Source organism: Nonomuraea roseola, from assembly GCF_039535395.1.
In the GTDB taxonomy this organism is placed as follows: Bacteria; Actinomycetota; Actinomycetes; order Streptosporangiales; family Streptosporangiaceae; genus Nonomuraea; species Nonomuraea roseola.
In genome coordinates, this window is record NZ_BAAAXC010000013.1 from 122,162 (window position 1) to 143,580 (window position 21,419).

Sequence of the window (21,419 nt, forward strand, 5' to 3'; positions counted from 1 at the left end):
CCTGTCGGCAATTGACGCCGCGTCCAATTGGGATTCCCTCATGGCCTACCGCACCGTGCTCGTCGGCACCGACGGCTCCCCCTCCTCCTTCCGCGCCGTGTCCGCCGCCGCCTCTCTGGCCGCCGCCACCGGCGCCACCCTCGTCCTGGCCTGCGCCTATCTGCCCATGCGCGAGAGCAGCAGGGCGGCCGCCGCCGACGCGCTCGGCGATCTGGCCTACAAGGTCAGCGGATCGACCCCCGCCGACGACGCGCTTCGCGCGGCCAGGGAGCACGCGGTGGCGGCGGGCGCCTCGGAGATCGTGCTGGCCGCCGAAGAGGGTGACGCGGTGGACGCGCTGGTCAAGCTGGCCGGCACGCACCGGGCCGACCTGCTCGTGGTCGGCAACAGAGGGCTCAACAGCCTGGCGGGACGGCTGCTCGGGTCGGTGCCCTCCAGCGTCACCCACAGGGCCACCTGCGACGTCCTGGTCGTGCACACCACCTCGGGAAAGTGATCCGCCCCTGAGTCACGCGCGCCCCTCCGCCTCCAGGTCAGCGCGTGGCGGGCGGCGACACCCGCCGGAGAGCCCCGCGAATTACGCCCGTGGAGATCAGTGACGTAGAGCCCTCCCCACCGCATAGGCTTAGGCGTTGAGAACAGCGAGAGGAGGCGGCGCGTGATCGAGCTCGAAGGGCTCCCCGAGCTCGTCGATCCGGTGCTCATCGCCGCGTTCGAAGGGTGGAACGACGCCGGTGAGGCGTCCAGTGGCGTGATCGCCCACCTGGAGAACGAATGGAAGGCCGAGCCGCTGATCGCGCTGGACCCGGAGGACTACTACGACTTCCAGGTCACGCGCCCCATCGTGGAGATGGGTGACGGGCTGACCCGCTCGATCGTCTGGCCGACGACCAGGCTCTCGCTGGCCCGCCCGCCCGGTCTCGAGCGCGACGTGGTGCTGCTGCGCGGCATCGAGCCGAACATGCGCTGGCGCGGCTTCTGCGACGAGCTCGTGGGCATCGCCCACGAGCTGGGCATCGAGCTGACGGTGATGCTGGGCGCGCTGCTCAACGACTCTCCGCACACCCGTCCCGTGCCGATCGTCGGATCGGCGACCGACGACGGGCTGGCCCGCTCCATCAACCTCGAGCTGACCCGCTACGAGGGGCCGACCGGCATCGTCGGGGTGCTGCAGCACGCCTTCGGCGCCGCGGGGCTGCGCGCGATCTCGCTGTGGGCCTCGGTGCCGCACTACGTGGCCCAGCCGCCCAACCCGAAGGCGACGCTGGCGTTGCTGCGCAGGGTCGAGGACGTGCTGGAGATCCCCGTGCCGCTGGGCGACCTCGTGGAGGAGTCGCGCGCCTGGGAGAACGGCGTGGACGAGCTCGCCTCGCAGGACAGCGAGGTGGCCGAGTACGTCAAGGAGCTCGAGGAGCGCAAGGACGCCGCCGAGCTGCCCGAGGCCTCGGGCGACGCGATCGCCGCCGAGTTCGAGCGCTACCTGAGGCGCAGGGACACCGACACCGGCGACCAGTGAGACCCGCCCGCCTGCCGTGCCCGTGACCATTCGTCGCGGCCGGAACGGGCGTGGCGACTGACAGGGAAGTCTCAGGAGTTGTTCTCCCCTATTTTCGTGATTTCGGGTAATAATCGGTGCCTCGCATGTTCCGGCGGTATTTCGTCCGTAGCTGGAACGCCAACTCGCACGAATGACATGACCAGGAGAAACACAGCTCTGTCACTGCATTGAATATCGGCACGGCCACGTTGAACCTATCCAGGTGACTGCGCACGTTAGGGCAACCATGGCTACTTCCCATGTGGACCCGCACCAGAGAAGTCAGGAGACCAGGCGGCGCGTGCTCGAGATGGCGCTGTCGCTGAGGGAGGAGCGTGGCGGAGGCCCTGTCGACCTCTTCCTGGCGCTGCTCCAGGACCGCCTTCCGCTCTGGCTGCGTATCTTGCACAACCTGTCCCACCTCGTGGGTAAGGGACAGGTGAGCGACAACCTGCTCCCCATCGCACGGGCGGGCATCGATTACTACCTGGAGGTCCAGTCGGCGGCGCTGCCCGCCTTCACCTCCCCCGCGGTCACGGTCCGCTTCCGCGAGGCCGTCCGCGACACCGGTCTCGGCCCGATGGCCGAGATCCTTCCTCTGGCGGGCTATCTCGAGGCCGAGCAGCGGCTCGGCAGGGTGGCGCCGTCAGTCGATCCCGTGGGCAGCGCGAGGCTGCTGCTCGCCGGCTGTTTCCAGCACGCCTACTACGAGATGTTCGTCGGCGCGGACGCGGGTCCCTCCAGGGACGCCGGCGCCGAGGAGATCGTCAAGGGGCTGCGGCTGGAGCCCGCCGCCTGATCGTGCCTCGCCCACACCAGGGCGGCGAGGTCGGGATCGGCGCCGATCGGTTCGGTGACCAGGTCGGCGCCGGCGCTCGACAGCCTGTCGTGGAAGAAGCCTGGCGCGAGCAGGTAGGAGGCGAGCGCGACACGAGGGGCTGGGCCGTGCCGCATGCGGTCCAGCGCCTCTCCCACCGCCGGCTGCCCTCCCGTGGCGAAGGCGGCGGTGACGGGCCGCGACAGCCGTACGGCCAGCAGTCTGGCGGCGGCGCGCACGTCGGCGAGGGCGGCGGGGTCGGAGGAGCCAGCGGCGCCGAGGATGACCGCGTCGGCCGGGCGCAGACCCGCTCTGGCGAGCCTGCGGGCCAGGGCGTGGGTGAGCAGCGGGTCAGGACCGAGCGGCCTGGCGACGGCGGCGTCCGGCCTGGTGCGCGCCACGACGTCCGGCAGGTCGATGTGGACGTGGTAGCCGCCGGCCAGCAGCAGCGGCACGACGGTGACGGGGCCCGGCAGCCAGGGCAGGACGTCGGCCAGCAGCGGCTTGCTGATCTCGAGATAGGCCAGCTCGACCCGCCGTCCCGGCCGCAGGCCGCGCACCACCGCGGTCAGCCTGGCCAGCGTCTCCTCCCCTGCCGCGCTCCTGGTCCCGTGCGCGGCGATGACCAGCGTGCCCCGCGCCGACGCCGTCACAGGCCTTCCCCGCGGTGGGTGGCCAGCCGGTAGCCGCGCTTGACCACGGTCTCGACGATGCCGCCGGGTCCGAGCGCCCTGCGCAGCCTGGTGACGGCCATCTCGACCGCGTGCTCGGCCGAGTCACGCGAGGAGCCGCCCGGCAGCACGGTCCGCAGCTCCGAACGGGGCACCACGTGCCCCGGCTTGTCGGCAAGGCGCTTCAGCACGGCCATCGGCGCGGGTGGCAGCGGCTTGAGCTCGCCGTCCACGGCGACGGCGTGGCCGCGGATCTCCAGCTCGTGACCTCCCGCCACGAGCCTGGTCACGCTGTGCGCCGGCAGATGCCTGGCGAGGGTCCTGGCCAGGGCGCCGAGCCTGGAGCGCTCCGGCTGGAGCACCGGCACGCCCTTGGCCACCAGCGGCTGCGCGGTCACCGGGCCCACGCACGCGGCGACGACCCTTCCGCCGAAGGCGGCGAGCAGCGCGTCCTCGAGCCCGTCGGCGCGGGCGGCGCCGAGCATCGCCAGGACGGCGGGCGCGCTGGTGAAGGCCACCGCGTCCACGCCGCCCGCGATGGACTGGGTGACCAGGCGGCGCAGCGGCGAGGTGTCGCGGTAGGGCAGCCAGCGGTAGACGGGCACCTCGATGACGTCGGCGCCCGCCTCGCGCAGTTCGGCGACGAAGCCGGTCAGCGGCTCGCCGTGCAGCTGCACGGCGATGCGGCGGCCGCGCAGGTCCTGGGCGAGCAGGTGCTGCTTGACCTCCTCGCAGGATTCGGTGGCGGGGGTCCAGTGGTCGTTGAGACCGGCCGCGCGCACCGCTCCCCTGGCCTTGGGACCCCTGGTGAGGAGCCTGGCGCGGGTCAGGTGGTCCGACAGCTCCGCCGACAGCCCCCAGCCCTCGGCCGCGGCCATCCAGCCGCGGAAGCCGACGCCCGTCGTGACGACGACGTCGTCGACGGGCGCCTCCAGGCTGCGGCGGGTGGCGGCGAGCAGGTCGGTGTCCTCGGCCAGCGGCACGAGCCTGATCGCCGGGGCGCTGACCACGCGGGCGCCGCGCCTTTCCAGCAGCGCGCAGAACTCCTCGCGCCGCCTGGTCGCGGTCACCCCGATGGTGAACCCGGCCAGCGCGTCGGGCGCGGTCTCCGGGGATCCCGCCTCTTCCGCGGCCGGGGCGATCAAAGCCCCACCTCCACTCTGCCGTCGGTCACCCTGGTCGGGTAGGTGGCCACGCTCACCGATGGGTCGTCCAGGCACTCCCCCGTGACCAGCGAGAAGACCTGCTTGTGCATGGGCGAGGCGACCGTGGGCTCCTCACCCCTGCTGCCGACGATGCCGCGGGAGAGCACGTTGGCGCCGGTGAAGGGGTCGAGGTTGGCGATGGCGTGGACGTCGCCGTCGAAGGTGCGGAACAGGGCCACCTGGTGACCTTCCACCAGCGCGCACGCCCCCCGCTCCGGCAGCAGGGCGGTGTAGGCGCAGACGGCGACCCAGACGCGGGCGGGCAGTTCGGCGACTGTCATCTGTGGTGCTCCTTTGCGATCAGGCGGGCGAGCCGAGGCGGTCGAGGGGGATCAGCACGGGTTTGATCTGGTCGCGCTCGGTCTCGAAGACGATCGAGGGGTCGGGGACACCCGGCGCGTTGACGAAGCTGACGAACCTGCTGAGCTTGTCGGGGTCCTCGATGGTGGCGCGCCACTCGTCGACGTAGGTGGCCACGTGCCGCTCCATCTGCTCCTCCAGCGAGGCGCAGATGCCGAGGGAGTCGTCCACGATCACCGACCTGAGGTAGTCGAGGCCGCCGTCCAGCGACTCCACCCACGCGGCGGTGCGCTGCAGCCGGTCGGCGGTGCGGATGTAGAACATCAGGAATCTGTCGATGATCCTGATGAGCTCGTCGGTGGGGACGTCGGAGACCAGCAGGTCGGCGTGGCGGGGCTTGAAGCCGCCGTTGCCTCCCACGTAGAGGTTCCAGCCTTGCTCGGTGGCGATGATGCCGAAGTCCTTGGAGCGGGCCTCCGCGCACTCGCGGGCGCAGCCCGACACCGCCGACTTGAGCTTGTGCGGGGAGCGCAGGCCTCGGTAGCGCAGTTCAAGGGCGATGGCCAGGCCGACGGAGTCCTGCACGCCGTAGCGGCACCAGGTGGAGCCGACGCAGGACTTCACCGTGCGCAGCGCCTTGCCGTACGCGTGGCCCGACTCGAAGCCCGCGTCGACCAGGCGCTTCCAGATCTGCGGCAGTTGCTCGACGCGGGCGCCGAAAAGGTCGATCCGCTGGCCTCCGGTGATCTTGGTGTAGAGGCCGAAGTCGCGGGCCACCTCGCCGACGACGATGAGCTTCTCCGGGGTGATCTCGCCGCCCGGGACGCGCGGGACGACGGAGTAGGTGCCGTTCTTCTGGATGTTGGCCAGGAAGTGGTCGTTGGTGTCCTGCAGCGCGGCCCGCTCGCCGTCCAGCACGTGGCCGTTGTGCAGGGAGGCGAGGATGGAGGCGACGGCCGGCTTGCAGATATCGCAGCCCCTGCCCCTGCCGCACATGGCGATCAGCTCGGAGAAGGTCGTGACGCCGCGCACGCGGACGATGTCGAACAGCTCGGCCCTGCTGTGCTCGAAGTGCTCGCACAGGGCCTTGGACAGCTCGACGCCCGACTTCTCCAGCAGCTGCTTCAGCATGGGCACGCACGAGCCGCAGGTGGTGCCCGCGCGGGTGCAGGCCTTGAGCCCGGGAACGTCGCAGACGCCGTCGCAGATCGCCTCGCGCACCGCGCCGGCCGTGACGTTGTTGCAGGAGCAGACCTGGGCGTCGTCGGGCAGATCGAGAGCGGCCGCCGACCCCGTGAACAGCAGGTCGGAGGGGGAGGCGGGCAGCGGCTTGCCGACGAAGGGCTTCAACGTGGTGTACGGCGCCGCGTCGCCCACGCAGATCCCGCCGAGCAGCGTCCGCGCGTCGTCGGAGATGAACAGCTTCTTGTAGACGCCGCCCACAGGGTCCATGTAGGTGACGTCGAGCGCCCCCTCCATCGCGCCGAACTGGGCCACCTCGACACCGAGCAGCTTGAGCTTGGCCGACAGGTCCGCGCCCTGGAAGGCGGACGAGCCGCCGAGCATCCGGTCGACGGCCACCTCGGCCTGGGTGAAGCAGGGCCCGACCAGGCCGTAGACCATGCCGCCGACCAGCGCGCACTCGCCCACCGCGTAGATCGAGGGGTCGGCGGTGCGCATGCCCTCGTCGACGACGATCCCGCCGCGCGCTCCCACCTCGAGACCGCAGTCCCTGGCCAGCTCGTCGCGGGGCTTGATGCCCGCCGAGAAGACGACCACGGAGGCGTCGATCACGCCGCCGTCGCTGAGCACCACCCTGTCCGGCTCGATCGAGGCCAGGGAGACTCCCGCGTGCACGCTCAGCCCGAGGTTGGAGATGTGCCCCTTGAGCACCGAGCCGCCGCCCTCGTCCACCTGGCGCGGCATCAGCCACGGGCTGAGCTCCACGATGTGGGTGTCGAGGCCGAGCCCGCGCAGCGCGTCGGCGGCCTCGAGGCCGAGCAGCCCGCCGCCGACGACCACGCCTCGCACGGCTCCGGAGGCGGCCTGCCTGATGCGCTCCAGATCGTCGATCGTGCGGTAGACGAAGGCGCCGGAGGCCCCCGGAACCGGCGGCACGAACGGCGCCGACCCCGTGGCCAGCACCAGGGTGTCGTACGGCTCGGCGTGCCCGTCCTCGGTCGTGACGACCTTCGCCGCCCTGTCGATCCCGGTGACCCTGGACGACAGCCGCGTCACCACACCCGGCAGCTCGGGGTACTCCAGCTCCTCCAGGGTGACGCCCTGCAGGTAGGAGGTGAGCGCCACCCTGTCGTAGGCGGGCAGCGGCTCCTCGCCGAACACGGTGACGTGCCCGTCGAACCCCCTGCCGAGCAGGGTCTCGACCAGCCGGTGCGCCGTCGGGCCGTAGCCCACCACGACAAGCCTTTTCACGCGGAAACCCCCTCTTGCTCACACAGCCAGCCGACGATGCCCTCGACGGCGTCGCGGCAGGTGCCGCAGCCCGTCGTGGCCCTGGTCGCGGCGGCCACCGCTGTCACGTCTCGCGCGCCGGACTCCCAGCACGCCCTGATCTGGCCCTTGGTCACGTTGTTGCACTGGCAGACCTTGGCCGAGTCCGGCATCCTGACCGGGCTGTCGGCCACCGCCGCTCCCCCGGCACCGGGGAAGAGCAGCCCGGCCCTGTCGCCGGGCAACGGCCCTCCCCTGTCGAAGAGCTGGGTGAGCGTTCCCACGGCGGCGCTCTCGCCCAGCAGGATCGCGCCGACCAGGCGGCCCTCGCGGATGACGAGCTTGCGGTAGGTGCCGCGCGCCCTGTGGCTGAAGCGCACCACCTCCGCGTGCTCCTCGGTCAGGTGGGTCTCGCCCATCGCGGCCAGCTCCACGCTCTTGGCCTTGAGCCTGGTGACCATGCGCGAGCCCCGGTAGCGGGCGTCCTTGGCCGTGCCCGTGATCACGTCGGCCACCACGGCGGCCTGCTCCCACGCGGGCGCGACCAGGCCGTAGACGACGCCGTCGTGCTCGGCGCACTCGCCGATCGCGAAGACGGCGGGGTCGTCGGTGCGCAGCTCGTCGTCCACGACGACACCGCGGCGCACCTCCAGGCCCGCCTGCGCGGCCAGCTCGGTCTCCGGCCGCACGCCGCAGGCCAGCACCACGAGGTCGCCTTCGACCAGCGTGCCGTCGGCCAGCCTGACGCCCTCGGGCAGCACCTCGGCCGCGCTCACGCCGGTGCGGATCTCCACGCCGAGGCCGGCGAGGGTCTCGCCGAGCACCAGCCCCGCCTCGGCGTCGAGCTGACGCTCCATGAGGTGGCCCGCCAGGTGCAGCAGCGTGACCGGCAGGCCGCGGCCCGCCAGGCCGCGCGCGGCCTCGATGCCGAGCAGCCCGCCGCCGACCACGACCGCTCTGGAGCTGGTACGGCTGGCGGCCAGGATCTCCTGGCAGTCGTCGAGGGTGCGGAAGGGGATGGCCCGCTCGACGCCGGGGATCGGCGGGACGACCGCGCTGCTGCCCGTGGCCAGCACCAGCACGTCGTACGGCACGCGCCGGCCGTCCTCGGCGATCACCGTTCTGGTCTCCCTGTCGATCTGGACGACGGGGGTGCCGAGGACCGCCTCGACGCCGTGCTCGCCGTACCAGGAGGGATCCAGCAGGCGTACCTGGTCGGGCCCCGAGCTCCCGGCCAGGACGTTCGACAGCAGCACCCTGTTGTAGGGCTGCCAGGTCTCCGCGCCGAACACGGTGACCCTGATCTCCTTGTCGCGGGCGCGCACCTCGCTGACCAGGCGCGCTCCCGCCATGCCGTTGCCGATCACGATGAGCCTCATGCGACCTTCTCCAGTCTGACCGCGCACACCTTGAACTCCGGCATCCGTGAGGTCGGGTCGAGTGCGGGATTGGTGAGGCGGTTGGCGCCCTCCCAGTGGAAGGGCATGAAAACGGTGTCGGATCTGATGGCTTCGCTGATCCTGGCCACGCCCTCGGTGGCGCCCCTGCGGCTGCTGACGCGCACGAGGTCGCCCGCGCCGATGCTCAGGTGCTCGGCGAGGTCGGGGTGGAGCTCGACGAACGGCTCGGGCGAGGCCTCGACCAGCGGGGCGATCCTGCGGGTCTGCGCGCCCGACTGGTAGTGGGCCAGGACCCTGCCGGTGGTGAGGTAGACGGGGAAGTCGGCGTCGGCCTCCTCCGCGGCCGCCCTGTGCGTGACGGGCACGAACCTGGCCAGGCCGTCGGGGGTGTGGAAGCGGTCGAGGAACATGCGCGGCGTGCCGGGGTGCTCCGGGGTGGGGCAGGGCCAGAACAGGCCGTCGCGCTCGTAGGTGATGCCCGAGTAGTCGGCCGTGCCGCCCTGCGAGGCGCGGCGCAGCTCGTCGAAGACCTCGCGCGGCTCGGCGGGCCAGGTGTGGCCCATCCGCAACGCGAGCTCCTGGATGATCTCCAGGTCGGAGCGCACGCCCTCGGGCGGCTCGACGGCCTTGCGCCGCAGTTGGACCCTGCCCTCCAGGTTGGTCATGGTGCCGTTCTCCTCGGCCCACTGCGTGCTCGGCAGCACCACGTCGGCCAGGCGCGCGGTCTCGCTCAGCACGAAGTCGACGACGACCAGCAGGTCGAGGCTCTTCAGCCGCTCGGTGACGTGCGCGGACCTGGGCGCGGAGACGACCGGGTTCGAGCCGAAGACCAGCAGCGCCTTGGGCCCCTCGGAGGTGCCGAGCGCGTCGAGCAGTTCGTAGGCCGAGCGGCCGGGGCCTGGCAGCGTGCCGGGCTCGACGCCCCAGACGGCCGCGACGTGAGCGCGGGCCGCGGGGTCGTCGATCTTGCGGTAGCCGGGCAGCTGGTCGGCCTTCTGGCCGTGCTCCCTGCCGCCCTGCCCGTTGCCCTGTCCGGTCACGCACCCGTAGCCGGAGCCCGGCGTGCCGGGCAGGCCGAGGGCGAGCGCGAGATTGATGAACGCGGTGACGGTGTCGGTGCCCTTGGCGTGCTGCTCGGCCCCCCTGCCCGTCAACACCACCGCTTTATCTGCATTTTTCAGCATTTGTACGGCTTGGCGGATGGCAGCCACGGGAACGCCGGTGACCCGCTCGACCCTTTCGGGCCACCATTCCGACACCGAAATTCGAACCGCTTCAAAACCGGACGTGCGACGCGCGATGTATTCGCTGTCGAGAGCCCCCTCGGAGATCGCCACGTGCAGCAGGCCGAGCGCGAGCGCCAGATCCGTCCCCGGCGTCGGCTGCAGATGCAGCGCGGCCAGCTTGGCGGTCGCGGTGCGCCTGGGGTCGATGACGATCAGGTCGGGTCGCGTGAGGTGCCTGACGATCGGCGGCATGGTCTCGGCCACGTTCCCGCCCGCCAGGAGCACCACGTCGGCCGCCGCCAGGTCGGTCAGCGGGAAGGGCATCCCCCTGTCGGCGCCGAACGCCCTGACCGAGGCGGCCGCCGCCGACGACATGCAGAAGCGGCCGTTGTAGTCGATCTGGCTGGTGCCGAGCGCGACCCTGGCGAACTTGCCCAGCTGGTAGGCCTTCTCGTTGGTCAGCCCCCCGCCGCCGAACACGGCCACGCCGTCGGGACCGTGTTCGGAGCGCACCGCGCTCAGGCGGGAGGCCACGTGGTCGAGTGCCTGCTCCCAGGTGGCAGGACGGCCGTGCAGCAGCGGCGTGGTCAGCCGGTCCGGGCTCGACAGGAGCTCGGCGGCGGTCCAGCCCTTCTGGCACAGCGCGTCGGTGGCCTCGACCGTGACCCGCTCCCCCACGGTCAGCGACATGCCGCACTGCAGCGCGCAGTACGGGCAATGGGTGAGCGTAGGAGAAGTCACGCGATCGATGGTGCTTTTAGGCCGTTTCACACCGGGGTCCCTTCTGTTACTAACGTGCTAACAGCGGCTCACCGCGCAAGTGAGAAGTTTCAGACGCGGGCGTGGGCGAGGCTGGGGAGCCTGGCGACGCCGACCGTGCGCGTGTAGCACCACCAGGTGACGGCGAAGCAGGCCGCGTAGAACAGGCCGAAGGCGACGAAGGCGGCGGCGGGACTGCCCGTCGCCGCGAAGGACATGCCGAAGCCGCGGTTGATGAGGAAGCCGCCGAACGCGCCGATGGCCGAGATGATGCCGATCGCGGCGGAGGCCTGGCGCTTGCCGTACAGGAGGGCCTGTTCGCCGGTGCCGAACTGCTCGGCGGCCTTGGCCTGGAAGATGGCCGGGATCATGCGGTAGGTCGAGCCGTTGCCGATGCCGGCGGTGACGAACAGGGTCTGGAAGGCCAGGAAGAACAGCCAGAAGCTGCCCGAGGCGCTGGCCAGCCAGACCAGGACGACGCCCGCGCCCATCGCGGCGAAGTTCCAGAGCGTGACGGGCGCGCCACCGAGGCGGTCGGACAGCCAGCCGCCGACCGGCCTGATGAGCGAGCCGAGCAGGGGGCCGACGAAGGCGACCGCCGCCCACGCCGAGCCGGGGAACAGGCTCTTGGCCAGCAGGGGGAAGGCGGTGGAGTAGCCGATGAACGAGCCGAAGGTGCCGATGTAGAGGAAGGACATCACCCACGTCTGCGCCTTGCCCGCCACCGCCCACTGCTCCCGGGGGCTGGCCTTGGCGCTGGCCAGGTTGTCCATGAAGAACCAGGCGCAGGCGGCTGCCACCACGACGAACGGCACCCAGAACCAGCCGGCGGCGGCCAGGCCGAACGCGCCGATCACCAGCGGCATGACCAGCTGCACGGAGCTGACGCCGATGTTGCCGCCCGCCGCGTTCAGGCCGAGCGCCGAGCCCTGCTTGTGCTGGGGGTAGAAGTAGGTGATGTTGGCCATGCTGGAGGCGAAGTTGCCGCCGCCGAAGCCCGCTGTCGCCGCGATCACCAGGAACACCCAGTACGGCGTGCCGGGGTCGCTGACCGCGACGCCGAGCAGCACCGCGGGGATGAGCAGCAGCAGCGCGCTCACCACGGTGAAGGTGCGCCCGCCGAACCTCGCGGGGCCGAAGGTGTAGGGGATCCGCAGCGCGGAGCCGATCAGGTTGGGCAGCGCCACCAGCCAGAACAGCTGGTCGGTGGTGAAGTCGAAGGCGCCCATCTTGGCCGCGACGATGCTCCACAGCGTCCAGACGGTGAAGCCCACGTGCTCGGCCAGGATGGAGAAGGCCAGGTTGCGCCTGGCCACCCGCTTGCCGTCCCGCTCCCAGAATGCGGGGTCGTCAGGGTGCCAGTCGGCGATCCAGCGCGCCATCGTTCCTCCTACGGTTCGGGGATCTCGACCGTAGGAAGGTCGGGTTACGCACCTTGACGATGTGTGACGGTGCGCCGGTTACATGTCACTCACCGCCGTAACAATCAATGCATGTGTTTCACCTGCGCAACACGGTGTTAACACCGCGCCAGGGCGCGCCCTCCGCATCGGCGGGCGGACTCTCCCCTCCTCGGGCGAGCCGCCCTTCGGGCCGGATCGGGACGGCGCCGTCGTCACCGAGGTCATGGCGCTCGCGCCACATGTGGCCGCGGCCGCCGCGCTCGCCCCCTCCTCACCCACTCCTCGCCCTCGCCCCTGTGAGCAGCGCGAAAGAGCGGTGGAACAGATCGTGTACTCCGGTCGCGCCCTTTCCCTCGGCCGGGCCCCCGTGCGATCCGCCGTTTCGTGTTCGTTCGCGGGGCGAGCGACGGTTCGTCCCGCGCCGCAATGGGAATCGTTTCCTGGACGACGACAACGTTCTCGGGGAGTTGCCGTGGCCGTGCAGCGCATCCGCGCTTTCGACGATCCTGTGCTGCGCGCCGTCGCGCAGCCGGTGACCGCGTTCGACAAGGAGCTTCGCAGTCTGGTCAAGGCGCTGACGCTCACGATGCGCCAGGGCGCGGGGCGCGCCGGGCTCGCCGCGCCGCAGATCGGGGTGCAGGCCAGAGTGGTCGTCTTCGACTACGACGGCAGGGCGGGGCACCTGGTCAACCCGCGGCTGGAGCTGTCGGAGCGCACGATCGTGGCCGACGAGGCGTGCCTGTCGGCGCCCGGCCTGTGGTGGCCGCTGGAGCGTTCCTTCGGGGTCACCGCGCGCGGTCGCGACATGTACGGCAAGCCAGTGACGGTCAGGGCCATCGGGACACTGGCCAGGGTGCTGCAGCACGAGGTGGACCATCTCGACGGCGTGCTGTTCGTCGACCGCCTGGCCGACGACGAGCGCGACCGCTTCATGGAGATGGCTCGCTGATCTCCCCTGGTGCTCGCCCCGGGTGATCCTCCCCGGGCGCTCGGCCCAGGTGATCCTCCCCTGGCGCTCGGCCCGGGTCAGGCCCGCTCGGCGATGAGGCGGGCCAGGTCGACGACCGTGGCCCTGCGGCGGGCCAGCGATTTGGCCGCGTCGGGCTCGTCGAGGACGAGCCTGCGCAGCTGCGGCACCGAGAAGTTCCATGCCACCAGCCCCAGCACCGTGAACAGCAGGTCCTGGGCCGCGGTCCTCGACTCGACGCCACCCGCCACCAGCGCGGCCGTGTGGCCCTCGTAGGTCTCGCGCCGCTCCTCCTCGCCCTCCACCCGCTCGCCGCCCGACTCCAGCGCCTCCCACAGCAGCAGCCTGACCAGCTCGGGGTGCTCCTGGTACCAGTCGAACAGCTGGCCGACCGATTCGGGCAGCGAGCTCGGCACGATCTCCACGGCGTGGCAGATCTCGTCGAGCTTGGCCCGCACCACCGCGCCGAACAGCTTCTCCTTGCCGCCGAAGTACAGGTAGATCGCCTGCTTGTTGGCCTCGGCGGAGGTGGCGATGCGGTCGATCCTCGCACCGGCCAGGCCGTACGCGGCGAACTCGGCCGTCGCGGCCTCGAAGATGCGCCGCCTGGTGTCCTCCGCGTCGTAGCTCATGCCGTGAATTAAACCAGTCGGTTGACATTCCGGCGCACCTCGGCCAGGCTCTAAACCAAACGTCTGGTTTATTTAGGAGTTCTCATGTCCGTTCTTCCGGTACCGTCCACCTCCCCGCTTCCCCAGGCGCTGGCCGGCCGTACCGCAGTGATCATCGGCGGCTCCTCGGGCATCGGCATGGCCGCGGGGGCGCTGCTGACCTCGGTGGGCGCGCGCGTCGTCCTCGTCGGCCGCGACCAGGACCGGCTGGACGCGGCGGTGAGGCGCGTCGGCGGCGACGCGCTCGGCGTGAGCGCCGAGGTGAGCGACGAGCGGTCGCTGGAGCGCGCCTTCGAGCTGGCGGGAACGGTCGACCACGTGCTGGTGACCGCGGGCGGCTTCGGCGGAGGAGCACTGGAGTCGACCCCGGGCCCGGAGGTCCGCCACCACGTCGACAGCAGGGTGTGGGGCGCCTACACCGCCGCCCGCCTGGCCGCGCGCAGGCTGCCCGCGGGCGGGTCGATCACGTTCAGCTCGGGCGTCTACGCGACCAGGCCGCTGCCCGGCGTCTCGGCCGCCGTCGCGGCGCTCGGCGCGGTCGAGAGCCTCACCAGGGCGCTGGCCGTCGAACTGGCGCCCAGGCGGCTGCGTGTGAACACGATCCGCTTCGGCATCTTCGACACCCCGCTGTCGAGGGGCGCCTTCGGCGCGGGCCATGACAGCGCGGGCGACCAGGCCGTCGCCGAGCACGGCGCCACGCTGCCGCTCGGCAGGTTCGGCACGCCCGAGGAGGCGGCCTCGGCCGCGCTGTTCGTGATGGCCAACGCCTATGTGACGGGCACCGTGCTCACCGTGGACGGCGGCGCCAGCCTGGCCTGACCGAAAACCGGGTGCGCGCAGGCCGAAGGTGCGTTTAGCCTGGTGGACATGTCTACGCCCCGGATCTCTTAGCTCGGACACCCGCCTTCGTACCACCCGTGTGTCCAAGAGCTTATCCGGAGCGTTACTTCATGATTACCTTTCGTGATGTCGACGTGCGCGTCGGCGCGCGTCTGCTGCTGTCGGGCATCACCGCCCACATCGCCCCCGGCGACCGCGTCGGCCTGGTCGGCCGCAACGGCGCGGGCAAGACCACGCTGATGCGGATCCTGGCGGGGCAGGGCAGGCCCGCCGCGGGCACCGTCGTCCGCACGGGCCCCGTCGGCTACCTCCCCCAGGATCCCTCGGCCGCCGACCCCTCACTCACCGTCACCGACCGCATCCTGTCGGCCCGTGGCATGGACGAGGCCGTCCGCGCCCTGCGCGCCGCCGAGCTCGCCCTCGCCGAGCTCGCCCTCGCCGAGCTCCCCTCGGACTCGGCCATGGCCCGCTACGTCAGGGCCGAGGCGGAGTTCCAGGCCCGAGGCGGATACGCCGCCGAGGCGGAGGCGGCGAGGGTCGCGGCGGGTCTCGGCCTGCCCGACCGGCTGCTGGCCCAGCCGCTCGGCACCCTCTCGGGCGGCCAGCGGCGGCGCGTCGAGCTGGCCAGGGTCCTGTTCGCCGAACGGGGCACGCTCCTGCTGGACGAGCCGACCAACCACCTCGACGGCGACTCCATCGCGTGGCTGCGCTCCTTCCTCGCCTCCTACCAGGGCGGCCTGGTGGTCATCAGCCACGACACCGACCTGCTGGCCGACGTGGTCAACAGGGTCTGGCGGCTGGACGCCGACCTGGCGGCGATCGAGGTGCACAACACCGGCTGGAAGACCTACCTCACCGACAGCGGGGCCGCCGAGCGTCGCAGGGTACGGCAGCGGGCCGCCGCCGAGCGCAAGGCCGCCGCGCTGCGCGCCCAGGCCGACAGGATGCGGTCCAACGTGGCCACGGCCGTACGCGCTCGCGACATGGCCCGCCGCGCCGACAGGATGCTGGCGGGGGTCGAGCCCGCCCGCCGTACCGAGAAGGTCGCCAGGATCCGGCTGCCCGAGCCCGCACCGAGCGGACGCGTCCCACTGGGTGCGGTCAGCCTCGGCAAGTCCTACGGGAGCCTTGAGGTCCTGACCGGCGTGGACCTGGCCGTCGACAGGGGCGCGCGGCTCGTGGTGCTCGGCCTGAACGGCGCGGGCAAGACCACGCTGCTGAAGATTCTCGCGGGACGGCTCACGCCCGACTCCGGCAGGGTCGTGCACGGTCACGGTCTGCGGCTCGGCTACTTCGCACAGGAGCACGACACGCTCGACCCGGCCCGTACCGTCGGGCAGAACCTGGCCTTGGCCGCGCCGGGGCTGAGCGACGGCGAGGCCCGCAACATCCTCGGCTCGTTCCTGTTCGGCGGCGACGACGTCGACAAGCCCGCGGGGGTGCTGTCGGGCGGGGAGAAGACGCGGCTGGCGCTGGCCGGGCTGGTCAGCTCGGGGGCGAACGTGCTGCTGCTCGACGAGCCGACCAACAACCTCGACCCGGCCTCGCGCGCGGAGGTGCTGACGGCGGTGGGCGCGTACAAGGGCGCGGTGGTGATGGTCACGCACGACGAGGAGGCGGTCGAGGCGCTGCGGCCCGAGCGGGTGCTGGTGCTGCCCGACGGCGTGGAGGACCTCTGGAACGCGGGCTACGCGGACCTGATCAGCCTGGCGTGACGGGCTCGGCCCACCGGCGCCAGGCCCCGAACGCCGGACCGGCGCTCGGTGAGCGCCGCTGCTGCGGCGGGGGCGTGCGACTCTGACCCGGCCGGCCCGGTCGGGTCAGGCGGGGAATGCCGATGAATTGCGTGGATGACCAGACATTAACCAAACGCAACTGGTCAATCACATTAAGTTGCGGGATGGTGTTCGCGTTCTGATCACACCTGCCCAGGAGGCACCATGCTGCTTGCTCGCCATCTACTGGCCGGCGTCGCCGTCGCCGTCGTGAGCGCGTCCACCGTCCTGCCCGCCGCGGCCGCCGCCCACCTGCCCGCCCCCGACACCCTCACCCACGACTCCCCCGTCTGCCTGGACGCCACCAAATCCCGCACCAACGGCACCAAGGTCCAGCTGTGGCAATGCGTCGGCAACGCCAACCAGAGGTTCGTGATCGACAACGGCCTGATCAAGGTCGAGGACACCGCCGACACCGCCACCCCGATGTGCCTGGACGCCACCAAGGCCCGCACCAACGGCGCCCAGGTCCAGCTGTGGCAGTGCGTGAGCAACACCAACCAGCTCTGGGTCATCAGGAGAGGAGAGATCGTCATCAAGGACACCATCGACACCGCCAGCCCGATGTGCCTGGACGTCGGCAACTCCCGCGCCAACGGCACCAAGGTCCGCCTGTGGAAGTGCATGAACAACGCCAACCAGAAGTGGGTCATCTACGACGGGCAGATCAAGGTGCAGGACACCCTGGCCTGACCGCCGGCCACACCGGACACACCAAGGGCCGCGCGACCCGGGCTCACCCGCCCGGTCCCGGCCCTCCCTCCCCCCTCCACTCCAGCGCGGTGGCCCCCTGCGGGGCACAGGCGACGACGGAGCGAGCTTTTGGCACGAAACCCACGGTCATGGGTGTTCCGGCCACTGTTTCCTGGCGGGCGCCGTCGCCAGACTGCTTTCCATGACCGACGCACCCACCGGCCGTAGGGCCGCCTTCCATATCCTCGCCACCGGCTACACCACCTCCACGGGGCCCGGCGTGGCCGCGACCGTGTCCTACGTCACCGAGGGCGACCTCAGGATCGTGGTGGACCCCGGCATGGTCGCGAGCCAGTCGGTGATCGTCGACGCGCTCGCCGACCTCGGCCTCAAGACGGACGACATCACCGACGTGGTGCTCAGCCACCACCACCCCGACAACATCCTCAACGTCGGCCTGTTCGGCCAGGCACGGATCCACGACCACAAGGCGATCTACCGTGGCCACGACTGGACGAGCAGGGACGCCGAGGGGTACGAGTTCTCCCCGTCGCTCAGGCTGATCGCCACCCCCGGCCACAGCGCCGAGGACATCACCCTGCTGGCCGGCACCGCCGAGGGCGTCGTGGCCTTCGCCGGTGACCTGTGGTGGCGGGCCGACGGCCCCGCCGACGACCCTGTCACCATCGACCGCGCCCTCCTGCGGGCCAGCAGGGAGCGCGTGCTGGCCGTCGCCGACGTCATCGTCCCCGGCCACGGCGCGCCCTTCACCCCGACGGCGAGCACTCCGCGCTGACGCTCCGGAACGCCGAGGTCAGCGGCTGGACCGAGACCTTCACCGGCCCCCGCCCCTGTGCCGCCATCGTCGACCGGCTCGCCTTCGGCGACACTCCGGCCCCCGGTTCTGAGGGGACTTTCGCCAGAGGCGACCTGAGCGAATGTCGAAGAGGTGACCAGTTCCGACGGCCGTCGCCGCGCTGTGTCAGCCGTTCGCGGTGAGCTTCGCGGCGTAGGCCTGCCGCCACTCCTCGGCCGCCTGGATCATGGCCTGGCCGACGTGCTCGAAGAAGTGGCCGATGTCCTGCATGCGGATACCGGCGGGGGTGGTCGCGCCGAGGACCTGGGCGCCCTGGCGGGCGATGTCGGCCAGCATGGTGTTCTGGCGGGCGCTGGCCATCCAGCCGCGCAACCAGGCGTCGGCGTCGATGACGTACCGGTCGCGCCGCCGGCGGGGGTCGCGTTCGCGCCTGATGAGCTCCTGCTGTTCGAGCTCGCCGACGGCCTTGGAGATGGAGGCGGGGCTGACCTGGAGGCGCTGGACGAGCTCGGCGGCGGTCAGGCTGCCACCGTCGGTGACGTACAGGCAGGTGAGAACCCGGGCCGTCATCCGCGGCAGGCCCGTGCCGACCATCATCGCGGTGAACCGTTCCTCCAGCTCGTGGACCGCCCCGGGGTCGCGCCCGTGTGAGTCGGTGACGGCCGGAGGGGCCGGGGTCGGCTTGCGGCGGCGAGTGCGCCCCTGGGTCGCCCGCTGTGCCTGGTCGGCGCGGTAGCCGCCGGGGCCGCCGTTGCGGGCCACCTCCCGGGTGACGGTGGAGATGGGCCTGTCAAGACGGCCGGCGATCTCGGTGTAGGTGAGTCCTTCCGCCAGCCCCTCGGCGATCTTCTGCCGGTCCTGGTGGGTCAGTCTGCCTCCGGGCATCGGTCCTGCCTCCGTCTCACGTCTTCCGGTGTGGCCAGTATTGCGTTCGCCAACACTCCATTGCAAGCGACTCGGTGCTGGATTTGCATTCGCTTTCACCGCCATTGCAAAACAAGTTGCCTTTGACCTGCGCAATTGCCATTTCTCCAGCTTTCTTAATTGACGAATCACTGAAAGCAAGTTAGCTTTTAGTTATTCGCAAACAAGCGACGCGATCGGGACCTCCCCCTTCCCGTCGCCGTGATCGGAGCCCCCTCATGACTTCCTTCCTCACCCCCGTGCGCACCTGGCACCGTCCCCTGGTGGTCTGCGCGCTCCTCATGCTGGGCCTCGTGCTGGCCGCCGGCGTGGGGCTCGCGGTGGACGACCGGACCCTGCTCGACGAGTCGGTGTGGGTCAAGCCGTTGAAGTTCGGCTTCGCCTTCGCCCTCTACGCCGGCACGCTGGCGTGGCTGCTGACCAAGCTGCGCAAGGGAGGACGCCTGGGGTGGTGGGTCGGCACCGTCTTCGCGCTGGCCGCGATCATCGAGGTCGCCACGATCACCGTCCAGGCGGCACGCGGCACCATCAGTCACTTCAACGCCAACCAGAACGATCCGGTCACCCTGGCCCTGGTCCCCGTCCTCACCTACGGCGTGATGGTCATCCTCATCGCCCAGCTGGTCATCGCGGTGGTCGTACTGATCCAGCGCACCGGCGGACCTGCCCTGAACAGGGCGATCCGCGCCGGGCTCGCACTGGCCACCTTCGGCATGCTCGTGCCGATCTACTGGATGGTCGCCGAGATCAACCCGCGTACGGTGACCGACGCCAACGGCGAGCCCGTGCAGATGTACCAAGGGCACGGCATCGGCGACCCCGACGGCCACGGCATGCCCCTCACCGGCTGGAGCGTGACCGGCGGCGACTTCAGGGTCCCGCACTTCTTCGCCCTGCACGGCATCCAGGTGCTCCTCCTGCTCGCCGCCGCCCTGGCCGTCCTGGCCGGCAGGCACGCCTGGCTGCGCGAGGAGAAGGTCCGCGCCCGCCTGGTCGGCGCCGCGGCCCTCGGCTACGCCGGGCTGGTCGCGACCGTGACCTGGCAGGCAGGGCGTGGGCAGTCCCTCATCCACCCGGACATGGCGACCCTGACCACCGCCGCCGCGGTGCTGCTGGTCACGGCGACGGCCGCCGCATGGGTGATCGTCACCGCCCAGCGCGTCGCCGTCGCACCGATCCCGGCCGGGCAGTCCCACCGCTAGATCACCTGGAACCGCCCGACCTTTTCAAGATCCACTCAATGGAGGAATCACCATGACCAAGCCCCTCTCCCTGCTCCTCGCCGCGGTGACGGCGGCAGGGACCGCCATGACGGCCCCCGCGGCCCCCGCTCCCGGCCATCCCGAGGTGCGACGTGTTCTTGACAGCGCCGTGGCCAGGAGCGGCGCCCCCGGCATCGTCGCCGACATCCGCGACGGCCGCGGCAGGTGGTTCGGTTCGGCAGGCGTGTCCGACACCAGGACCGGCCGCAAGCGCCAGCCGCACGAGCGCTTCCGCGTCGGCAGCGCCACCAAGGCCTTCACCGCGGTCGTGGTCCTGCAACTGGCCGCCGAAGGCAGGCTGAGCCTGGACGACACCGTGGACAGGTGGCTGCCCGGCCTGGTCGCAGGCGACGGCTACGACGGCACCGAGATCACCATCCGGCAGCTGCTCAACCACACCAGCGGCATCTACAACTACGGCAACGACGAGGAGTTCTTCGCCAAGGGAATGGGCGAGGCCTGGTTCGAGCACCGCTACGACACCTACACCCCCGAGCAGCTGGTGAAGATCGGCCTGGCCCATCCGCCCTACTTCCAGCCGGGCGAGGGCTTCGGCTACTCCAACACCAACTACTTCCTGGCCGCCATGATCGTCGAGAAGGCGACCGGCAGGACGTACGGCGAGGAGCTCACGCGGCGGATCACCCGCCCGCTGGGGTTGACCGGAACCTACCTGCCTGGCGACGAGGCGAAGATCCGAGGCGCGCACCCCCGGCACTACTCCACGCTGTTCTCCCAGGACGCCAACCCCAAGATCCACGATGCGACCGAGATGAACCAGTCCTTCGCCTGGGCCGCCGGCGGCGTCGTCTCGACCACCGGCGATCTCCACCGCTTCGTCGGGGCGCTCCTGACCGGAGGCCTGCTGCCGCCCGCCCAGCAGAAGGAGATGTTCACCACCGTCGCCACCGAGGGCGGCCCGCCGTGGATCCCCTCCACCCGCTACGGGCTCGGCCTCTTCTCCCAGAAGCTGTCGTGTGACGTGACGGTCTGGGGCATCGGCGGGGCGACCTACGGCTCGTGGACGTACGCCATGGGCTCCCGCGACGGCAAGCACCTGCTGGTCAGCCACGTCAACGGCGACTGGAACGGCCTGAGCGTCTTCGACGACATGCTGTCGGCCGAGTTCTGCCCGGCCTCGCCCCGATGACCCCGACCACGCCGTAGCACTCGGGGGCGGCCAGGGAAGGCGCCGCCCCGAGTCCGTAACCGGCCCTCAAGGAACTCGACCATGACCGACCTCGCGATCTCCGTGACCGGCCTGCGCAAGGCGTACGGCGAGCACCTCGTCCTCGACGGCGTCGACCTGGACATCTCCGCAGGCACCGTCTTCGCCCTGCTCGGCCCCAACGGCGCCGGCAAGACCACCGAGGTCGCCTCCGCCCGCCTGGGCGAGGGCGCGCGCGACCCGAGCCCCGGGGCGAAGGCCCCGGGGCTCGGGTGCTTGCCTGTCAGGAGGCCAGCGGCAGGAGGGTGCGGCGTTCGGTGGGGGTGGTGCCACCCCATACGCCGTCCGTCTGCCTGGTGGCCAGTGCGTAGTCGAGGCAGGGCTGCCTGACGGGGCAGCCGACGCAGATGGACTTGGCGCGTTCGACTTGCGCGTGTCCCGCGCCCTCGAGCGAGATGGGAAAGAAGATTTCTGGGTCCTCGTCCAGGCAGGCGGCCCGGCGCGAGCGGTCGAGGATGAACATAAGGTTCCAG

General features: G+C 71.1%; 20 protein-coding genes and 1 pseudogene. 11 read left to right on the forward strand and 10 right to left on the reverse strand.

Features of this window, described 5'->3' with window-relative positions:
* Nucleotides 1–40: 40 nt before the first annotated feature.
* The 3 genes from ABFX55_RS17235 (at nt 41) to ABFX55_RS17245 (ending at nt 2,336) form a co-directional block, all read left to right on the forward strand.
* On the forward strand, nt 41–496 hold the full coding sequence (locus tag ABFX55_RS17235; RefSeq protein ID WP_346122213.1) for a universal stress protein: 456 nt from the start codon (nt 41–43) through the stop codon (nt 494–496).
* 162 nt (nt 497–658) lie between these two features.
* Complete coding sequence (locus ABFX55_RS17240; protein WP_183661732.1) at nt 659–1,516, forward strand: PAC2 family protein; 858 nt, start codon at nt 659–661, stop codon at nt 1,514–1,516.
* A gap of 268 nt (nt 1,517–1,784) precedes the next feature.
* Nucleotides 1,785–2,336, forward strand: coding sequence for a hypothetical protein (locus ABFX55_RS17245; RefSeq protein WP_346122215.1), 552 nt, complete (start codon nt 1,785–1,787; stop codon nt 2,334–2,336).
* Here ABFX55_RS17245 and ABFX55_RS17250 read toward each other — a convergent pair.
* The 7 genes from ABFX55_RS17250 to ABFX55_RS17280 form a co-directional block, all read right to left on the reverse strand.
* Entirely contained in the window at nt 2,243–3,007 is a 765-nt protein-coding gene (locus ABFX55_RS17250) for a sirohydrochlorin chelatase (RefSeq protein WP_346122217.1), read from the reverse strand. The two genes, ABFX55_RS17245 and ABFX55_RS17250, sit on opposite strands and share 94 nt — an antisense overlap.
* Nucleotides 3,004–4,170, reverse strand: coding sequence for a uroporphyrinogen-III synthase (locus tag ABFX55_RS17255; protein WP_346122219.1), 1,167 nt, complete (start codon nt 4,168–4,170; stop codon nt 3,004–3,006). Before ABFX55_RS17255 ends, ABFX55_RS17250 begins: the two co-directional genes overlap by 4 nt.
* Complete coding sequence (nirD, locus tag ABFX55_RS17260; protein ID WP_183661738.1) at nt 4,167–4,511, reverse strand: nitrite reductase small subunit NirD; 345 nt, start codon at nt 4,509–4,511, stop codon at nt 4,167–4,169. Before nirD ends, ABFX55_RS17255 begins: the two co-directional genes overlap by 4 nt.
* A gap of 19 nt (nt 4,512–4,530) precedes the next feature.
* On the reverse strand, nt 4,531–6,963 hold the full coding sequence (gene nirB, locus ABFX55_RS17265) for a nitrite reductase large subunit NirB (protein WP_346122221.1): 2,433 nt from the start codon (nt 6,961–6,963) through the stop codon (nt 4,531–4,533).
* On the reverse strand, nt 6,960–8,360 hold the full coding sequence (locus ABFX55_RS17270; RefSeq protein WP_183661741.1) for an FAD-dependent oxidoreductase: 1,401 nt from the start codon (nt 8,358–8,360) through the stop codon (nt 6,960–6,962). The genes nirB and ABFX55_RS17270 overlap by 4 nt, the downstream gene beginning before the upstream one ends.
* Entirely contained in the window at nt 8,357–10,297 is a 1,941-nt protein-coding gene (locus tag ABFX55_RS17275; RefSeq protein WP_346122524.1) for a molybdopterin oxidoreductase family protein, read from the reverse strand. Before ABFX55_RS17275 ends, ABFX55_RS17270 begins: the two co-directional genes overlap by 4 nt.
* A 140-nt stretch (nt 10,298–10,437) precedes the next feature.
* On the reverse strand, nt 10,438–11,748 hold the full coding sequence (locus ABFX55_RS17280; RefSeq protein ID WP_183661743.1) for an MFS transporter: 1,311 nt from the start codon (nt 11,746–11,748) through the stop codon (nt 10,438–10,440).
* Between the two features lie 493 nt (nt 11,749–12,241).
* Here ABFX55_RS17280 and ABFX55_RS17285 point away from each other — a divergent pair, with 493 nt between their 5' ends.
* Nucleotides 12,242–12,718, forward strand: a complete 477-nt coding sequence (locus ABFX55_RS17285; protein ID WP_346122223.1) for a peptide deformylase — start codon at nt 12,242–12,244, stop codon at nt 12,716–12,718.
* Between the two features lie 77 nt (nt 12,719–12,795).
* On the opposite strand, the gene ABFX55_RS17290 is transcribed toward ABFX55_RS17285, so the two are convergent.
* Nucleotides 12,796–13,368 (reverse strand): TetR family transcriptional regulator, encoded by a 573-nt coding sequence (locus tag ABFX55_RS17290; protein WP_346122225.1) that lies wholly within the window; start codon nt 13,366–13,368, stop codon nt 12,796–12,798.
* A gap of 84 nt (nt 13,369–13,452) precedes the next feature.
* Between ABFX55_RS17290 and ABFX55_RS17295 the strand changes: the two genes are divergently transcribed.
* The 4 genes from ABFX55_RS17295 (at nt 13,453) to ABFX55_RS17310 (ending at nt 17,511) form a co-directional block, all read left to right on the forward strand.
* Nucleotides 13,453–14,226, forward strand: coding sequence for an SDR family NAD(P)-dependent oxidoreductase (locus ABFX55_RS17295; protein WP_346122226.1), 774 nt, complete (start codon nt 13,453–13,455; stop codon nt 14,224–14,226).
* Between the two features lie 131 nt (nt 14,227–14,357).
* Nucleotides 14,358–15,962, forward strand: a complete 1,605-nt coding sequence (locus ABFX55_RS17300; protein WP_346122228.1) for an ABC-F family ATP-binding cassette domain-containing protein — start codon at nt 14,358–14,360, stop codon at nt 15,960–15,962.
* Nucleotides 15,963–16,187: 225 nt separating this feature from the next.
* The gene (locus ABFX55_RS17305) at nt 16,188–16,715 is read left to right on the forward strand and encodes an RICIN domain-containing protein (RefSeq protein ID WP_346117807.1); all 528 of its coding nucleotides are present in this window, start codon (nt 16,188–16,190) and stop codon (nt 16,713–16,715) included.
* Nucleotides 16,716–16,917: 202 nt separating this feature from the next.
* Nucleotides 16,918–17,511 carry an MBL fold metallo-hydrolase gene (locus ABFX55_RS17310; protein WP_346122229.1) on the forward strand — a complete coding sequence of 198 codons (594 nt, stop codon included), beginning with the start codon at nt 16,918–16,920 and terminating at the stop codon, nt 17,509–17,511.
* A gap of 186 nt (nt 17,512–17,697) precedes the next feature.
* Here ABFX55_RS17310 and ABFX55_RS17315 read toward each other — a convergent pair whose 3' ends face one another.
* Nucleotides 17,698–18,417: a GbsR/MarR family transcriptional regulator gene (locus tag ABFX55_RS17315; protein WP_346122231.1), complete on the reverse strand. Its 720-nt coding sequence runs from the start codon at nt 18,415–18,417 to the stop codon at nt 17,698–17,700.
* A 257-nt stretch (nt 18,418–18,674) separates the two neighbouring features.
* On the opposite strand from ABFX55_RS17315, the gene ABFX55_RS17320 reads away from it, so the two are divergent.
* The 3 genes and pseudogenes from ABFX55_RS17320 to ABFX55_RS17330 form a co-directional block, all read left to right on the forward strand.
* The gene (locus ABFX55_RS17320) at nt 18,675–19,658 is read left to right on the forward strand and encodes a hypothetical protein (RefSeq protein ID WP_346122233.1); all 984 of its coding nucleotides are present in this window, start codon (nt 18,675–18,677) and stop codon (nt 19,656–19,658) included.
* A 52-nt stretch (nt 19,659–19,710) separates the two neighbouring features.
* Nucleotides 19,711–20,868 (forward strand): serine hydrolase domain-containing protein, encoded by a 1,158-nt coding sequence (locus tag ABFX55_RS17325; RefSeq protein ID WP_346122235.1) that lies wholly within the window; start codon nt 19,711–19,713, stop codon nt 20,866–20,868.
* A gap of 81 nt (nt 20,869–20,949) precedes the next feature.
* A pseudogene (locus tag ABFX55_RS17330) lies at nt 20,950–21,093 on the forward strand (ATP-binding cassette domain-containing protein); the annotation flags it as partial.
* A 76-nt stretch (nt 21,094–21,169) separates the two neighbouring features.
* Here ABFX55_RS17330 and ABFX55_RS17335 read toward each other — a convergent pair.
* Nucleotides 21,170–21,409, reverse strand: coding sequence for a WhiB family transcriptional regulator (locus ABFX55_RS17335; protein ID WP_183661757.1), 240 nt, complete (start codon nt 21,407–21,409; stop codon nt 21,170–21,172).
* Nucleotides 21,410–21,419: the final 10 nt, after the last annotated feature.

Bases quoted from the DNA above. Each gene is read 5' to 3' on its own strand.
- ABFX55_RS17235 (WP_346122213.1), top strand. From the start codon at position 41: ATGGCCTACCGCACCGTGCTCGTCGGCACCGACGGCTCCCCCTCCTCC.
- ABFX55_RS17245 (WP_346122215.1), top strand. From the start codon at position 1,785: ATGGCTACTTCCCATGTGGACCCGCACCAGAGAAGTCAGGAGACCAGG.
- nirD (WP_183661738.1), bottom strand. From the start codon at position 4,511: ATGACAGTCGCCGAACTGCCCGCCCGCGTCTGGGTCGCCGTCTGCGCC.
- ABFX55_RS17270 (WP_183661741.1), bottom strand. From the start codon at position 8,360: ATGAGGCTCATCGTGATCGGCAACGGCATGGCGGGAGCGCGCCTGGTC.
- ABFX55_RS17275 (WP_346122524.1), bottom strand. From the start codon at position 10,297: ATGTCGCTGACCGTGGGGGAGCGGGTCACGGTCGAGGCCACCGACGCG.
- ABFX55_RS17280 (WP_183661743.1), bottom strand. From the start codon at position 11,748: ATGGCGCGCTGGATCGCCGACTGGCACCCTGACGACCCCGCATTCTGG.
- ABFX55_RS17290 (WP_346122225.1), bottom strand. From the start codon at position 13,368: ATGAGCTACGACGCGGAGGACACCAGGCGGCGCATCTTCGAGGCCGCG.
- ABFX55_RS17295 (WP_346122226.1), top strand. From the start codon at position 13,453: ATGTCCGTTCTTCCGGTACCGTCCACCTCCCCGCTTCCCCAGGCGCTG.
- ABFX55_RS17300 (WP_346122228.1), top strand. From the start codon at position 14,358: ATGATTACCTTTCGTGATGTCGACGTGCGCGTCGGCGCGCGTCTGCTG.
- ABFX55_RS17305 (WP_346117807.1), top strand. From the start codon at position 16,188: ATGCTGCTTGCTCGCCATCTACTGGCCGGCGTCGCCGTCGCCGTCGTG.
- ABFX55_RS17310 (WP_346122229.1), top strand. From the start codon at position 16,918: ATGACCGACGCACCCACCGGCCGTAGGGCCGCCTTCCATATCCTCGCC.
- ABFX55_RS17315 (WP_346122231.1), bottom strand. From the start codon at position 18,417: ATGCCCGGAGGCAGACTGACCCACCAGGACCGGCAGAAGATCGCCGAG.
- ABFX55_RS17320 (WP_346122233.1), top strand. From the start codon at position 18,675: ATGACTTCCTTCCTCACCCCCGTGCGCACCTGGCACCGTCCCCTGGTG.
- ABFX55_RS17325 (WP_346122235.1), top strand. From the start codon at position 19,711: ATGACCAAGCCCCTCTCCCTGCTCCTCGCCGCGGTGACGGCGGCAGGG.
- ABFX55_RS17335 (WP_183661757.1), bottom strand. From the start codon at position 21,409: ATGTTCATCCTCGACCGCTCGCGCCGGGCCGCCTGCCTGGACGAGGAC.